Source organism: Streptomyces thermovulgaris (assembly GCF_002155915.1).
GTDB lineage: Bacteria > Actinomycetota > Actinomycetes > Streptomycetales > Streptomycetaceae > Streptomyces > Streptomyces thermovulgaris.
The window spans coordinates 1-13859 of sequence record NZ_MUME01000230.1; the positions used below are offsets into that span (position 1 = coordinate 1).

The 13859-nt window shown below is 70.6% G+C and carries 16 protein-coding genes; 10 read left to right on the forward strand and 6 right to left on the reverse strand.

The features are described from left to right. Positions 1-26: 26 nt before the first annotated feature. Positions 27-1304, reverse strand: a complete 1278-nt coding sequence (locus CCN35_RS18540) for an MDR family MFS transporter (RefSeq protein ID WP_067397137.1) — start codon at positions 1302-1304, stop codon at positions 27-29. Between the two features lie 197 nt (positions 1305-1501). Between CCN35_RS18540 and CCN35_RS18545 the strand changes: the two genes are divergently transcribed. After that, complete coding sequence (locus tag CCN35_RS18545) at positions 1502-2263, forward strand: phosphoglyceromutase (RefSeq protein ID WP_067397136.1); 762 nt, start codon at positions 1502-1504, stop codon at positions 2261-2263. Positions 2264-2683: 420 nt separating this feature from the next. On the opposite strand, the gene CCN35_RS29590 is transcribed toward CCN35_RS18545, so the two are convergent. Continuing rightward, the gene (locus tag CCN35_RS29590) at positions 2684-2842 is read right to left on the reverse strand and encodes a hypothetical protein (RefSeq protein WP_236560672.1); all 159 of its coding nucleotides are present in this window, start codon (positions 2840-2842) and stop codon (positions 2684-2686) included. A 234-nt stretch (positions 2843-3076) separates the two neighbouring features. Between CCN35_RS29590 and CCN35_RS18555 the strand changes: the two genes are divergently transcribed. Beyond that, positions 3077-3754 carry a DUF4232 domain-containing protein gene (locus CCN35_RS18555; RefSeq protein WP_067397220.1) on the forward strand — a complete coding sequence of 226 codons (678 nt, stop codon included), beginning with the start codon at positions 3077-3079 and terminating at the stop codon, positions 3752-3754. A 13-nt stretch (positions 3755-3767) separates the two neighbouring features. Here CCN35_RS18555 and CCN35_RS29595 read toward each other — a convergent pair whose 3' ends face one another. Then, on the reverse strand, positions 3768-4514 hold the full coding sequence (locus CCN35_RS29595) for a DUF1877 family protein (protein WP_245863263.1): 747 nt from the start codon (positions 4512-4514) through the stop codon (positions 3768-3770). A gap of 29 nt (positions 4515-4543) precedes the next feature. Here CCN35_RS29595 and CCN35_RS18565 point away from each other — a divergent pair, with 29 nt between their 5' ends. Next, on the forward strand, positions 4544-4996 hold the full coding sequence (locus tag CCN35_RS18565) for an SRPBCC domain-containing protein (protein ID WP_079129836.1): 453 nt from the start codon (positions 4544-4546) through the stop codon (positions 4994-4996). A gap of 150 nt (positions 4997-5146) precedes the next feature. Here CCN35_RS18565 and CCN35_RS28755 read toward each other — a convergent pair whose 3' ends face one another. Both CCN35_RS28755 and phoU read right to left on the reverse strand, forming a co-directional pair. Then, positions 5147-5302 (reverse strand): hypothetical protein, encoded by a 156-nt coding sequence (locus CCN35_RS28755; protein WP_169721369.1) that lies wholly within the window; start codon positions 5300-5302, stop codon positions 5147-5149. Positions 5303-5599: 297 nt separating this feature from the next. Further along, positions 5600-6289 carry a phosphate signaling complex protein PhoU gene (gene phoU, locus CCN35_RS18570; RefSeq protein ID WP_067397134.1) on the reverse strand — a complete coding sequence of 230 codons (690 nt, stop codon included), beginning with the start codon at positions 6287-6289 and terminating at the stop codon, positions 5600-5602. 191 nt (positions 6290-6480) lie between these two features. Between phoU and CCN35_RS18575 the strand changes: the two genes are divergently transcribed. Further along, the gene (locus CCN35_RS18575; RefSeq protein WP_245863265.1) at positions 6481-7914 is read left to right on the forward strand and encodes a sensor histidine kinase; all 1434 of its coding nucleotides are present in this window, start codon (positions 6481-6483) and stop codon (positions 7912-7914) included. A 5-nt stretch (positions 7915-7919) separates the two neighbouring features. Beyond that, positions 7920-8591 (forward strand): two-component system response regulator PhoP, encoded by a 672-nt coding sequence (gene phoP, locus CCN35_RS18580; protein WP_483883424.1) that lies wholly within the window; start codon positions 7920-7922, stop codon positions 8589-8591. Positions 8592-8757: 166 nt separating this feature from the next. Here phoP and CCN35_RS18585 read toward each other — a convergent pair whose 3' ends face one another. After that, positions 8758-9441, reverse strand: coding sequence for a copper chaperone PCu(A)C domain-containing protein (locus CCN35_RS18585; RefSeq protein WP_086793585.1), 684 nt, complete (start codon positions 9439-9441; stop codon positions 8758-8760). Between the two features lie 718 nt (positions 9442-10159). Here CCN35_RS18585 and CCN35_RS18595 point away from each other — a divergent pair. The 5 genes from CCN35_RS18595 to cysS form a co-directional block, all read left to right on the forward strand. After that, on the forward strand, positions 10160-10642 hold the full coding sequence (locus tag CCN35_RS18595; RefSeq protein WP_003953493.1) for a CarD family transcriptional regulator: 483 nt from the start codon (positions 10160-10162) through the stop codon (positions 10640-10642). 329 nt (positions 10643-10971) lie between these two features. After that, positions 10972-11757: a 2-C-methyl-D-erythritol 4-phosphate cytidylyltransferase gene (ispD, locus tag CCN35_RS18600; protein ID WP_086793587.1), complete on the forward strand. Its 786-nt coding sequence runs from the start codon at positions 10972-10974 to the stop codon at positions 11755-11757. After that, positions 11747-12241, forward strand: coding sequence for a 2-C-methyl-D-erythritol 2,4-cyclodiphosphate synthase (gene ispF / locus CCN35_RS18605; RefSeq protein WP_067397130.1), 495 nt, complete (start codon positions 11747-11749; stop codon positions 12239-12241). The genes ispD and ispF overlap by 11 nt, the downstream gene beginning before the upstream one ends. A gap of 57 nt (positions 12242-12298) precedes the next feature. After that, complete coding sequence (locus tag CCN35_RS18610; RefSeq protein WP_067397129.1) at positions 12299-12703, forward strand: PPOX class F420-dependent oxidoreductase; 405 nt, start codon at positions 12299-12301, stop codon at positions 12701-12703. 232 nt (positions 12704-12935) lie between these two features. Further along, positions 12936-13859: cysteine--tRNA ligase (gene cysS / locus CCN35_RS18615; RefSeq protein ID WP_086793589.1), on the forward strand; the 924-nt coding region annotated here is incomplete at its 3' end.

Consider the following 13859-nt stretch of genomic DNA (forward strand, 5'->3'; position numbering starts at 1 on the left):
CCGCGGGGAGGGGGCGGCCGTCGCGCTCAGGCGGCGCCGACCCCGCTCCTGGTGCCGGCCGCGTCCACGGCCGCCTCCTCCTTCGGCAGATGCCGCGTCAGAAGCCCGTAGCCGAGGGCGGCGGCCGTGCCGACACCGGCGCACGCCCCCCACAGCCACCCGGCGCCGAACCGGTCGATGACGGCTCCGGACATCAGGGGCGCGACCAGCGAGGCCACCGCCCAGGACAGGGTGTAGACGCCCTGGTAGCGGCCACGCCCGTGCACCGGGGACAGCCGGACGACCAGCCCGGTCTGGGTCGGTGCGTTGATCATCTCGCCGAGGGTCCACACGCACACCGTGAGGGCGAAGACCCCGACCGACCCGGCGAAGGCGGTGAGCCCGAAGCCGTAGCCGGAGAGCAGGGAGGAGACGATCAGCAGACGCCGGGGGTCCCGGTGCTGGATGAAACGGGTGACCGGTATCTGCAGGGCGACGATCAGGACACCGTTGACGGCGATGGCCAGGCCGTAGTCGGCGGGGGTGAACCCGGCCCGGCCCATGGCGATGGGAAGCCCGACGAACCCCTGCTGGAAGATGAGGGCGACGAGGAAGGACAGCCCGACGACGCCCATGAACCGCCCGTCCCGCAGAACGGTCCACAGACTGACGTCCTCCCCGCCGCTCCCGTCGTTCCCGTGCGTGCTTCCGTGGCCGTTCCCCCGGTCGCCCGGCCGGGACTCGGGCAGCTTCACGAAGACGAGGACCGCGCAGACCGCCGTCATCCCCGCCTCCACCAGGAAGCCGGCGAGATAGCTGACCTCGGCGATGAAACCGGCGGCCATGGAGGAGACGGCGAAACCGAGGTTGATCGCCCAGTAGTTGAGAGAGAAGGCCCGCACCCGGTCCTCGGGGCGCACGATGTCGGCCATCATCGCCTGCACGGCGGGCCGGGAGGCGTTGGAGGTCACACCGACGAGGAAGGCGACGACGGCGATGGAGACCGGATCGCGCATGAACCCGAGCGCCGCGACGGAGACGGCGGTGGACGCCTGGGCGATCAGCAGCGTCGGCCGCCGCCCCAGCCGGTCGGCCATCACGCCCCCGGCGATCGAGGAGACGACCCCGCCGAGCCCGTGCAGCGCCGCGACCAGACCGGCGTACGAGGCGGAGTAGCCGCGGTCGAGCGTCAGATACAGCGCCATGAAGGTGGCGACGAAGGCACCGAGCCGGTTGACGAGGGTGCTGGCCCACAGCCACCAGAACGCGCGGGGAAGCCCGGAGACGGTCTCCCGGACGGCACGTCCGAGACGGGCGACGGACATGGAGGACCTCGGAGATGTAAGCGGCCGACCTGGCGAGCACACCTTACACAGACGGCTTCTCGACGCCCACCGAATTAACCGGCCCCTCACCGGAGCCGACCGCCCCGGGCGGCCGTCCGTGCCTCCGCCTCCGCCCGCCTGTCCGCCTGCCGGGCGGTTTGTACGGGTGTCCGAACCCGTGGATTACGCTCTGAGGCATGGCCGACGCACCGTACAAGCTGATCCTCCTCCGCCACGGCGAGAGCGAGTGGAACGCGAAGAACCTGTTCACCGGCTGGGTGGACGTCAACCTCACCGACAAGGGCGAGAAGGAGGCGGTCCGCGGCGGAGAGCTGCTGAAGGACGCCGGTCTGCTGCCCGACGTGGTCCACACCTCCCTCCAGAAGCGCGCGATCCGTACGGCCCAGCTCGCGCTGGAGGCCGCCGACCGCCACTGGATCCCGGTCCACCGCTCCTGGCGCCTGAACGAGCGCCACTACGGCGCCCTCCAGGGCAAGAACAAGGCCCAGACGCTGGAGGAGTTCGGCGAGGAGCAGTTCATGCTGTGGCGCCGCTCCTACGACACCCCGCCGCCCCCGCTGGACCGCGACGCCGAGTACTCCCAGTTCTCCGACCCGCGCTACGCGACCCTCCCGCCGGAGCTGCGTCCGCAGACGGAGTGCCTGAAGGACGTCGTCGCCCGGATGCTCCCGTACTGGTTCGACGCCATCGTCCCCGACCTCCTCGCCGGCCGCACGGTCCTGGTCGCCGCCCACGGCAACAGCCTGCGCGCCCTGGTCAAGCACCTCGACCAGATCTCGGACACCGACATCGCGGGCCTCAACATCCCGACGGGCATCCCCCTCCACTACGAGCTCGACGCCGACTTCCGCCCGGTCACCCCCGGCGGCAGGTACCTCGACCCGGAGGCGGCGGCAGCCGCGATCGAGGCGGTCAAGAACCAGGGCAAGAAGAAGTAACCGCCCGCAAGGGCCTGCAAGCGCCCGCAAGCACCCACCAACAAGCCCCCTGCCCGCAGGTCTTCCGCGGGAGGGGGCTTGCGTCCTCTCCGGAGCGCTTCCGGACCTTTGGGCCACCCTTGGGCCGTCGTCGGGCCGTGCCCGGTCCCGATTGAGGCTTTGTGCGGACGAGGTTTTCTACGGATCTCGCCCTTCGGCCGCGGCCGGCTGTCGTCGGCGGGAGCCCAGATCCCGGCCCTTCCCGGTGCGTTCAGAGGCCGGGCGCGAAGCCGGCGGACTCGTCGATGCGGAACGCGGGGCCCGGAGCCGTCGGAGCCCACCCCTCACGCGGGGCCTGCCGAATGGCCGCGGCGCCCTCGAAGGGCAGCACGGGCTCGGCCCTGCGACCGATCCAGTTGCTCGTATGCGGCTGGTCGGTCCTCACCACGAGGACCGCCCCGGGGTGTTCTCGTGCTCGACCGCGAACGTACAGGGCGACCAGGCCAGTCCTTGGCAGTACGTCGGCTTGCCCCGCAGCCGCCGGCGGCGGGCCGTGCCGTCGACGACGACGCGTCGTGACCCCTTGCGGACCAGCGCCATGAATCCCCCGTCGACGACGAGGATTCCGGCAGGCCCTCCTTCCGCCGTCCACCTCGGTTCCCGTGCGACGGCTCTCGCAGCTCTTTGTGATCATGTCACCGGCCTGTGACGGTGTTGTCCTGGAACGAAGGCACCCAGAACCGTCGCGGTCCGCAGCCCCCTCCTAGCGGTCGGGTGATCACCGGAAACCCGCACGACTTCGGTCCGACCATCGCTCACCGACAGGGGGATCTCATGTCCGGATACCGTCGCAAGGCCCTGCTCGTCTCCGCGGCCGTCATGGGCGGCGTTCTGCTGACGACGGCATGCCAGAACGGGGACACGACCGCGAACACCGGCGCCGCGCAGAGCTCTTCGTCCGCCGCCCCCGCCGGTGATGCGGCCACTCCGTCCGGCCCGACGACCGCGGGCAGCGGCCAGGGCACCGGCGAGAGCGCCGCCTCGGCGGGCAAGAGGCCCGAGGACACGGCCGGTTCCGGCGTCGACACCGGCAACGGCAAGCGGGAACCGGTCGAGCAGCGCTGCGGCGCCAACGACATTTCCTGGAGCACCAGGGCCCAGACCCAGGCCGGCGGATACATCCTGATCGTCGCCAAGGCCAAGCCGGGGATCACCTGCTACCTGCCCGCCGAGTTTCCGACCGTGGCGTTCGGATCCGACGGCACCCAGGCAGGTCCCGCGGAGCAGTCCGTCGGCGAGCAGATCAAGCTGAGCGGGGACACCGCCGCCTACGCGGGGGTGAACCCGAAGACCACCAAGGGGAACGGCGGCAAGGAACTGGACTCCATCATCGTCGCCGTCGGCGACGACGACCCCAACCCGGTCTCCCTGCCGGTCGGCACCATCCTGGTCGAGGACCCGATCGTCACCAACTGGCACACCGACCCGGCCGACGCCGTCCCCTCCAGCTGAACGGATCCACAGCTCACCCCCACGCCTGAACGGACCTGACACAGGCAGCGGCCAGGCCCCGGACCGGGCCCGACGACGGCACCGCCGGGCCCGCTTCCGCAGGATCTCCACGGCCGCTTCGACCGCTGCCGGGTACTCCGGATCCTTGGTCCCCATGGTCCCCCGTCCCGTGGCCACTGTCCGGCCTTCGTGGCGTACCCGGCCAGGTACTCCCGTATTGCCGGAAACGGGCGAAGAGGTCGTGCCAGAACCATGCCGGACCATGCGGGGAACCACGGGGAACGGCAGGGAGCAGGACCATGGACTCCTCCCAAGCCGAGCGTCCTGGAGGGCATGCTCCTCGGCCGAGCCACACGAGCAGGGCGTCGTCCGCCGCAGCGGCGGCCTCGAAGAACTGCACGAGGCCGTCGTACCAGTGGCGTTCCCGTGCGAGCGTTCCGGGCTCGTCCCATATGAAGGGATACACACGGGCCCTGGTCAGGTCGGCAGGGGTCACGCCGCTGATGAGGAGGTCATGGGTGAGGGTGCGGAGCGTTCGTGCCGCAAGCCGGACCCGTTCCGGGCGCAGGTACCTCGGTGGTCCGCAGCCCCAGTGCCTCGGACGGCGGCCACGGTTCTGCGGGGAGCTTCTGACCGGGCGGTCGGGTCCGCGGCTTCGGGCTGGAGCCGGTGCACCGGTCTTCCGCGCCGCACCCCGGCCGCGCCCTGGTGGACTTTCCGCTGCGGCGGAGGCGGGGCGGGACAAAAACGTGTGGCGCACGGGGTGGGGCAGGTCTAGCGTGAGCTGCCGTGCGGGAAAACGACCCTTTTATTTCGGTGACCATCGACATCGCTGCCCCTCAGACGAGGGTGTGGCAGATACTCACCGCCTTCGAGGACTACGCCACCTGGCACCCCGTGCTGTCGCTGAACGGCCCGGTGCCGGACGTGGCCGTCGGTGCCGAGCTTCCCATGAGACTTTCCGGCGGGGTTGCCGGTGACCAGGAGTTCACCGGCGAGATCGTCGAGGTGGACGCTCCGCGCCGACTGGCCTGGCAGGGTGGCGTGCCGGGGGTCTTCCTCGGCCGGCACAGCTTCGACCTCGTCCCGTTGTCCGAGGGCATCACCCGGTTCACCGACACCGAGCGCTGGTCGGGCAGCATGGCCGCATCCGTGATCGCGGAGCACCGTACGGCCCTCGAGCAGGAGTACACCCGCAGCGCCGAGGCACTGAAGGCGGTGGCCGAAGCCCACGATGCCTGATCCGTGGGTTTTCCGGGGCGGGCGGGTGCCGTTCGGCCGGGGCCCGGCGCACACGCCGCAGGGCCCCGGTTCTTCACCGAGGCCCTGCGGCACACCGCGGTCATGCGTCGCGGCGTGTACGACCCACCGATGGGATGTGTCGCGCCCCTGTCAGCTGCACTGGCAGGGGCCGCCCGACTGACAGCCGCAGCCGCAGCTCGAGCTGCAACCGCAGGCGCCGAGGAGCGGCAGGCTCTTGATCTCGGCGGACTGTTCGGTCTCGCGCTGCTGAACGGGGTCGGGCGTGATGCCGGGGGATTCGGCCATGGGTCCCTCCTCGGGCAGATGCCTGTACCCATTCCATGCCCGCCGTACTGGGCGCATCAACGGCGCACGGAGGCTCGTGCGCGCTCCGGCACCGGCTTTTCACGCCGGGTTTGTGACGGTCATGCGCCGGCCGTCACAAACCCGTGTGACCACGGATCCCTGTGATCACGGATCCCTGTGATCACGGGTTCGTGTGATCACGGGTCCGTCCGGCCACGGGTCCATACCCTCATGCGACAGCCCTCATGCGACAGCCCTCATGCGACAGCCCTCACGCAACGGCTCGCGCGACGGCCCTCACGCGCTCTCCGCCCCCGTCACCGGCTGGACGTCCTGCTGCAGCTCGTCCGCGTGCTCGCCCGTCACCAGGTACACCACCCGCTTCGCCACCGACACCGCGTGGTCGGCGTAGCGCTCGTAGTAGCGGCCGAGCAGGGTGACGTCCACCGCCGTCTCGATGCCGTGCTTCCAGCGGTCGTCCATCAGGTGCGTGAAGAGGGTGCGGTGCAGCAGGTCCATCTCGTCGTCGTCCTGCTCCAGCTGCAGCGCCAGGTCGACGTCCTTGGTCACGAGCACCTCGGCCGCCTTCGCCATCAGGCGCTGGGCGAGCTGGCCCATCTCCAGGATGGTGGCGTGCAGGTCGTGGGGGACCGCCCGCTCCGGGAAGCGCAGCCGGGCGAGCTTGGCCACGTGCTGGGCGAGGTCGCCCGAGCGCTCCAGGTCCGCGGACATCCGCAGAGAGGTGACGACGATCCGGAGGTCCGTCGCCACCGGCTGCTGTCGGGCCAGCAGGGTGATGGCCCGGTTCTCCAGGTCGTGCTGGAGATCGTCGATCTTCCGGTCGGCCTCGATCACGCTCTCGGCGAGCTTCAGATCGGCGTCGAGGATGGCGGTCGTGGCGCGCCCGATCGCCGACCCGACCAGCCGGGCCATCTCCACCAGACCGTCGCCGATCGAGTCGAGTTCCTCGTGGTACGCGTCCCGCATCAGGGTTCCCTCTCCTGCGTGTTCCTTGGGGGCTCGCACCCCGTGCCCCTCCACGCTCCGGGCCGAACGCGTCCGTTTCCGCCACCCCACGTGAACCCTTCCTGGCCTCTGGGTGAACTCTGGGCGACGAGTGTTCGAGGTCGCACCCGGACGGCTGCAGGGACGCCGTATCCCATGCCTAACCTGGACGCATGGACGTGAACGCGGCGGTCGCCGCAGCGGCAGCGATCGCCGGAGTACTCACCGGTGTCATCGCCATGCTGGCGTTCCGCTGGAGCGAGCGCGAGCTGAGGCGCCCGACCCGTAGTTCCCTGCCCACCAGTCCGGTGCTCCCACCGGGTGTGGACACCGTCCTGTCCGTCCTGCGGTCCTCGGCCGTCGTCCTGGACGAGAACGACAACGTGATCAAGGCCAGCTCCGCCGCCTACGCCCTGGGGCTGGTCCGCGGTGGCGAGCTCTCCGTGGAGCCCATGCTCCAGATGGCCCGGGACACCAGGAGGGACGGGGAGATACGGCAGGTCGAGCTGGACCTGCCCCGGCGCGGTGCCGGGCGGAGCGAGCCCCTCGCCGTCTCCGCGCGTGTCGCACCGCTGGGATCCCGCCTGGTGCTGCTGCTCGTCGAGGACCTGACCGAGGCCCGCCGTATCGAAGCCGTACGACGCGACTTCGTCGCCAACGTCAGTCATGAGCTGAAGACGCCCGTCGGCGCGCTCTCCCTGCTCTCCGAGGCCGTGATGGACGCCTGCGACGACCCCGAGGCGGTGCAGCGCTTCGCCGGACGCATGCAGATCGAGGCGACCCGGCTGACCAGCCTGGTGCAGGAGCTCATCGACCTGTCCCGGGTGCAGAACGACGATCCGCTGGAGGACGCCGAACCCGTCCGGGTGGATCAGCTGGTCGCCGAGGCCGTCGACCGCTGCCGCCACCAGGCCGGCACCAAGCAGATCACCATCGCCTCCGGGGGCGCCGCGGACCTGCAGGTGTGGGGCAACCGCAGCCAGCTCGCCGCCGCCCTCGGCAACCTGGTGGAGAACGCCGTCAACTACTCCCCGCCCCGCACCCGTGTCGGCATCGCCGCCCGGCGGGTGAGCGCGCCCGGCGGGAACATGATCGAGATCGCCGTCACCGACCAGGGCATAGGCATCTCCGACAAGGACAAGGAGCGCATCTTCGAGCGCTTCTACCGGGTCGACCCGGCTCGCTCACGTGCCACGGGCGGCACCGGCCTGGGCCTGGCGATCGTGAAGCACGTGGTCGCCTCGCACGGCGGGGAGATCGCGGTGTGGAGCGCCGAGGGACAGGGGTCCACCTTCACCTTGAGGCTGCCGGAGGCGCCCGCGGCTCGTGAGGCCCTCGACCAGGGCCGGGACCAGGAGCGCGAGCAGGAACGCGACCAGGACCCGGAGCGTGACCAGGACCGGGAGCGCGACCGGGATCAGGACCGCGGCCAGGACCGGAACCAGGACCGGGACCGCAGCCGGGACCAGGACCGCGGTCGGGACCGCGGCCGGTCCCGGGATCAGGACCACGCACAGGAGCACCCCGCCCTCGACCAGGAGGACGGGCAGCCCTCCACCGAACCAACCCGTTACGAACCGCATCCCGCCCCGGAGGTCCTTCCGTGACCCGAGTGCTCGTCGTCGAGGACGAGGAGTCCTTCTCCGACGCTCTGTCGTACATGCTTCGCAAGGAGGGCTTCGAGGTCGCCGTCGCGGCCACCGGGCCCGACGGACTGGAGGAGTTCGAACGCAACGGTGCCGATCTCGTCCTGCTCGACCTGATGCTGCCGGGGCTGCCCGGCACGGAGGTGTGCCGCCAGCTGCGCAGCCGCTCCAACGTCCCCGTGATCATGGTGACCGCCAAGGACAGCGAGATCGACAAGGTCGTCGGTCTGGAGATAGGCGCGGACGACTACGTCACCAAGCCGTTCTCCTCCCGTGAGCTGGTGGCCCGCATCCGTGCGGTGCTGCGGCGGCGCGGCGAGCCGGAGGAGGCCGCCCCGACGGCGCTGGAGGCCGGACCGGTCCGCATGGACGTCGACCGGCACGTCGTGACCGTCTCCGGCACCAAGGTCGACCTGCCGCTGAAGGAGTTCGACCTGCTGGAGATGCTGCTGCGCAACGCCGGGCGCGTGCTGACCCGTATGCAGCTCATCGACCGTGTCTGGGGCGCCGACTACGTGGGCGACACCAAGACGCTCGACGTCCACGTCAAGCGGCTCCGCGCCAAGATCGAGCCGGACCCGAGCGCGCCGCGGTACCTGGTGACGGTCCGGGGACTGGGGTACAAGTTCGAGCCGTGAACCGGACCGCGCGCCGCGGTTCCACGGCTTTTATCACGGCTCCCACGACAAGGGCGGCACCCTCCGCGCGGAGGATGCCGCCCTTGGGCGTACGAGGACGTCTGCGGTCGTACAGGAATCTGCAGCCGGTACAGGAAAGGGAGAAGAGAGGAAGGGGAGCGGGGGCTCAGTGGCCGGCCGACGCCGACTGGGAGGCCGAGCCGCTCGGGTCCGGGGCGTTCTCGGACGACTCCGCCTCGTCCTTCTTCTCGTCGTCCTTCTTCTCGGGAGCCTTCGACTCCTCGCCCGCCTCGGAGTCGGGGGCCTGCGAGGCACCGGGGGCGCCCGGGGCCGCCGGAGCGCTGCTCGGGCCCCAGGAGCTGTAGTACCCCTCGGCCGGGACGACGAAGGCGCGCAGGCTCACGTCGCCGGTCTCGCTGAAGGCGAAGGTGACCTTCTGGGCGTTGCCGTCCTTCAGCTCGGAGCTGGGGTTGGGCAGCTCGGCGACGGCGTTGCCCTTGCCGCCGATGACCACGGAGCCCCCGGCGGGGACGGTCAGCTTGCCCCCGCCCCCGGCAGGAGTGATCCGGGCGGTGCCGCCGCCCTCGACGCTGATCGAGTCCAGGGTCTGGTCGGTCTTGCCGTTGTTGAAGAGCGTCGCGATGACCACGGCCGGGCCCTTGGTCTGGGTGCCGGGCTGGGTGACGACCACCGCGTTCTGGACCTTGATCGGGCCGACGGAGGCGGCCGCGTTGTCCGGCTTGATCTGGAGCGTCTCGGCGTCGTGGCCGGCGCCGCAGGCGGCGAGCGAGGCGATCGAGAACGCGATGGCGGTGGCGGCGAAGGCGCCGCGTCGAAGGCTGCTGCTCACGGCGGCGGCAACTCCTTTAACGCAGGGGTGGCTCTGTGGATAAAGCCACCCTAAGTGTCTGTCGGCGGCCTTAGGCTACCGAGCCGTTCCGACGGGGCCGCACCCGACCCGCCTCTACGCCCTCCGGGGGCACGTGGGCGTCCGGTCCGGCGTCCCGTTCCCCGCGGCCGGGAATCGGGCCGCGCGGGTGGCTCGGCGGAGGTCCGGCGGACGGCCGGCGGGGCCCGGCGGGGTTCCGTCCGCATTGGCCGCACACCTCGCCGCCTTTCGCATAAGAGCCCGTCCGCATAGCCCGCCATAGCCCGTCTCGGACGATGCGCGGATTTACCGGTGAAGGAATGCACGCGATGGCGGGAATTGATCACCGGTCGCCCGGTCGGAGGATGTGACGAAGGCCGCGATCAATTCCGGAATCGGCCGGGACTCATCGGGATCACACCGAACGGAGTAGCGGAAGTCGAGCGTCAGGAACCAGGCAAATCGGACTGTTCGGCCGTTTGGGTGGGCCGCCGGAAGCGTGTAACGTACGCGTTTCACCTCGCGGGAAGAGCCCCTCCGACCTGCGAATACCCACTTCCTCTTGGCCCGCCCGCCCCTTCCGGAGCACGTCCCTGTTGCTGTTGTCAAGCCCCGAGATATGCCCTGACCTGCGAAAACGCCATTCAGATGACAGCGTATCCGTGTTACTCTGGATAGCCACGGAAGGGGTACCTGTCACATGACGTTCAAGGTTGGCGACACCGTGGTCTATCCCCATCACGGGGCCGCGCTGATCGAGGCCATCGAAACTCGCCAGATCAAAGGCGTGGACAAGACCTACTTGGTGCTGAAGGTCGCTCAGGGTGACCTGACGGTGCGTGTGCCAGCGGACAATGCGGAGTTCGTCGGCGTGCGTGATGTGGTCGGTCAGGACGGGCTGGACCGTGTCTTCGAGGTGCTGCGTGCTCCGTACGCCGAGGAGCCCACGAACTGGTCACGTCGTTACAAGGCGAATCTGGAGAAGCTCGCCTCCGGCGATGTCATCAAGGTCGCGGAAGTCGTGCGCGACCTGTGGCGTCGCGAGCGCGAGCGAGGACTCTCCGCCGGTGAGAAGCGCATGCTCGCCAAGGCGCGCCAGATCCTGGTGAGCGAGCTCGCTCTCGCGGAGAACACCAACGAGGACAAGGCCGAGGCCCTGCTCGACGAGGTTCTCGCCTCCTGACGCGAGGCGGTCTCCTGACGCGAGGCGACGCCCGCACACGCCTCGGATCAGCACGTGAATGCCGCGGTGCCCGATGACATGCTGCACGTCGCCGGGCGCTGCGGCATGTCCGCACACGGCTGTGTCCGAGTGCGTCCCGCACCGGTCGTGTCCCCGCCGCATGGGGTGGGGGAGACGTCCCCCGGTCCTGTGCGCCGGGCCCGGACAGTCGGCTCGACCAGGGTCACGGAAGGGTCCGGTCGGGGCCTCGCGTCCGGCACTCCCCCATCAGGGGGTCACGTCCCAGGCCATACCCAAGCCCGACCGGCACACAAACCTGACAGGAACCGATGTCTGACGATTCGCGCCCTTCGCCCACGGGCGGCCGGCCGGGTTCCCCCGTCGCCGCCGTGATCCCGGCCGCCGGCCGGGGCGTACGCCTCGGCCCGGGCATCCCCAAGGCGCTGCGCACCCTGGGCGGCACCCCCATGCTCGTCCACGCGGTCCGGGCCATGGCCGCCTCCCGTGCCGTGTCCCTCGTCGTCGTCGTCGCCCCGCCCGACGGCACCGCCGAGGTCAAGTCGATCCTGGACGCCCACGCCCTGCCCGGGGGGTCCCCCGGCGGCGGCTGGGGCAGGACCGACGTCCTGGTCGTGCCCGGCGGCGAGACCCGTCAGGAGTCCGTCAGGCTCGGCCTCGACGCGCTGCCGCCCGGCTACGAGATCGTCCTCGTGCACGACGCGGCCCGCCCGCTGGTGCCGGTGGACATCGTGGACGCGGTCGTGGAGGCCGTCCGGGACGGAGCCGTCGCCGTCGTACCGGCCCTGCCGCTCGCCGACACCGTCAAGCAGGTCGAGCCCGCGCCGGCGGGCCGGCCCGAACCGGTCGTCGCCACCCCCGACCGGTCGCGGCTGCGGGCCGTGCAGACCCCGCAGGGCTTCGACCGGGCGACGCTGATCCGCGCCCACGAGACGATCACCGACGACGTCACCGACGACGCCAGCATGGTCGAACGGCTGGGCGAGCAGGTCGTGGCCGTGCCCGGTCACGAGGAGGCGTTCAAGGTCACCCGTCCGCTGGACCTGATCCTCGCGGAGGCGGTCCTGGCACGCCGGAGGCTCAACGATGGCTTCTGACATCCCCCTGCTGCCCCAGGTCGGCATCGGCACCGACATCCACGCCTTCGAGGAGGGCCGCGAGCTGTGGTGCGCGGGCCTGAAGTGGGAGGACGAGGGACCCGGCCTCGCCGGGCACTCCGACGCCGACGTCGTCGCGCACGCCGCGTGCAACGCGCTGTTCTCCGCCGCCGGCCTCGGCGACCTCGGACAGCACTTCGGCACCGGACGCCCCGAGTGGTCGGGCGCCTCCGGGGTCACGCTCCTGGCGGAGGCCGCACGGATCGTCCGTGAGGCGGGCTTCCGGATCGGCAACGTCGCCGTGCAGGTCGTCGGCCCCCGGCCGAAGATCGGCAAGCGGAGGGAGGAGGCCCAGAAGGTCCTCTCCGAGGCGGCCGGCGCACCGGTCACCGTCTCCGGCGCCACCACCGACGGGCTCGGCTTCCCCGGCCGGGGCGAGGGCCTGATGGCGGTGGCCACGGCACTCGTGGTGCGGGTGGGCTGAGGGCGTGCGAGGGTACCCGCGTAGGCCCCATCGCATCAGGCTCACGGAGGTGCCCTCATGCCGGCCGCTCTGTCCGACCGGATCAGATCACTGCTCGACAGCCCCGTCTTCGTCGTCCTCGGCACCATCCAGCCCGACGGCAGCCCGCAGCTGTCCCCGGTCTGGGTGAAGCGGGACGGCGACGACCTCCTCATCTCCACCACCGTCGACCGCCGCAAGAAGCTCAACGTCGACCGCGACCCCCGCGTCAGCGTCGTCCTCCTGGACCCCGAGTCGCCCTACGAGTACGCCGAGATCCGCGGCACCGCCGAGGTCACCACCCAGGGGGCCCGGGAGCTCATCGACGAACTGTCCCTGAAGTACACCGGCAAGAAGTACGCCGAGTTCAACCCCTCCTCGGTCCAGGACGCCGAACGGGTGGTCCTGCGGATCAGGCCGCAGAAGGTCGTCGGACGCCTGTAGGACCGGGACCGGAGCGGGGGCCGCGCTCCCCGCGCTCCGCCGGTCGCGAGCGCGGCACCCCGCGAGCGAGGACGACCCGGACGGCCCGGGTGAGGCGGACGGGGCGGACGACTCGGGCGTGCGGGCCGGGTGAAGGCCGTGACGGCGGCGCGCACGCGTGCCTGTGGTGGATGTGCGACGGTCGTGCGGGAAGGCGTACGAGGCACCCGTCGCGGCCCACTACCCTGGAGTGGTGACTATTCGCCTGTACGACACCAGTGCCCGGCAGATCCGTGATTTCATCCCGCTGCGGCCGGGGTGTGTCTCGATCTACCTGTGTGGTGCCACCGTGCAGGCGGCTCCGCACATCGGGCACATCCGGTCGGGGCTGAACTTCGACATCCTGCGCCGCTGGTTCGCCTACCGCGGCTATGAGGTCACCTTCGTCCGCAACGTCACCGACATCGACGACAAGATCCTGGCCAAGGCCCGCGAGCAGGACCGTCCCTGGTGGGCGATCGCCTATGCCAACGAGCGCGCCTTCAACGACGGCTACACCGCCCTGGGCTGCCTGCCGCCCACCTACGAGCCCCGCGCCACCGGCCATGTGCCGGAGATGATCGCGATGATCCAGGGGCTGATCGACCGCGGTCACGCCTACGCGGCGGACGGCAACGTCTACTTCGACGTGCGTTCCTTCCCCGGCTACCTGCGGCTGTCGCGTCAGCGGCTGGACAATCTCCAGCAGCCCTCCGGGGAGGGCGAGACCGGCAAGCGTGATCCGCGGGACTTCGCGCTGTGGAAGGCGGCCAAGCCCGGTGAGCCGACCTGGCCCACCCCCTGGGGTGCGGGCCGGCCGGGCTGGCACCTGGAATGCTCGGCCATGGCCCACAAATACCTCGGCCCTGCGTTCGACATCCACGGCGGCGGCCTGGATCTGATCTTTCCCCACCACGAGAACGAGATCGCCCAGGCCCAGGCCTACGGCGACACCTTTGCCCGGTACTGGCTGCACAACGCCTGGGTGACCATGGCCGGGGACAAGATGTCCAAGTCCTTGGGCAACAGTGTGCTGGTGTCGGAGATGCTCAAGCGGTGGCGGCCGATCGTGCTGCGTTACTACCTGGGCAGTCCGCATTACCGGTCGATGATCGAGTACAGCGAGGAGTCGCTGCGG

Bases quoted from the DNA above. Each gene is read 5' to 3' on its own strand.
- CCN35_RS18575 (WP_245863265.1), top strand. From the start codon at position 6,481: ATGGACGTGAACGCGGCGGTCGCCGCAGCGGCAGCGATCGCCGGAGTA.
- CCN35_RS18540 (WP_067397137.1), bottom strand. From the start codon at position 1,304: ATGTCCGTCGCCCGTCTCGGACGTGCCGTCCGGGAGACCGTCTCCGGG.
- CCN35_RS18545 (WP_067397136.1), top strand. From the start codon at position 1,502: ATGGCCGACGCACCGTACAAGCTGATCCTCCTCCGCCACGGCGAGAGC.
- CCN35_RS18555 (WP_067397220.1), top strand. From the start codon at position 3,077: ATGTCCGGATACCGTCGCAAGGCCCTGCTCGTCTCCGCGGCCGTCATG.
- CCN35_RS28755 (WP_169721369.1), bottom strand. From the start codon at position 5,302: ATGGCCGAATCCCCCGGCATCACGCCCGACCCCGTTCAGCAGCGCGAG.
- CCN35_RS29590 (WP_236560672.1), bottom strand. From the start codon at position 2,842: ATGGCGCTGGTCCGCAAGGGGTCACGACGCGTCGTCGTCGACGGCACG.
- CCN35_RS18595 (WP_003953493.1), top strand. From the start codon at position 10,160: ATGACGTTCAAGGTTGGCGACACCGTGGTCTATCCCCATCACGGGGCC.
- ispD (WP_086793587.1), top strand. From the start codon at position 10,972: ATGTCTGACGATTCGCGCCCTTCGCCCACGGGCGGCCGGCCGGGTTCC.
- CCN35_RS18610 (WP_067397129.1), top strand. From the start codon at position 12,299: ATGCCGGCCGCTCTGTCCGACCGGATCAGATCACTGCTCGACAGCCCC.
- ispF (WP_067397130.1), top strand. From the start codon at position 11,747: ATGGCTTCTGACATCCCCCTGCTGCCCCAGGTCGGCATCGGCACCGAC.
- phoU (WP_067397134.1), bottom strand. From the start codon at position 6,289: ATGCGGGACGCGTACCACGAGGAACTCGACTCGATCGGCGACGGTCTG.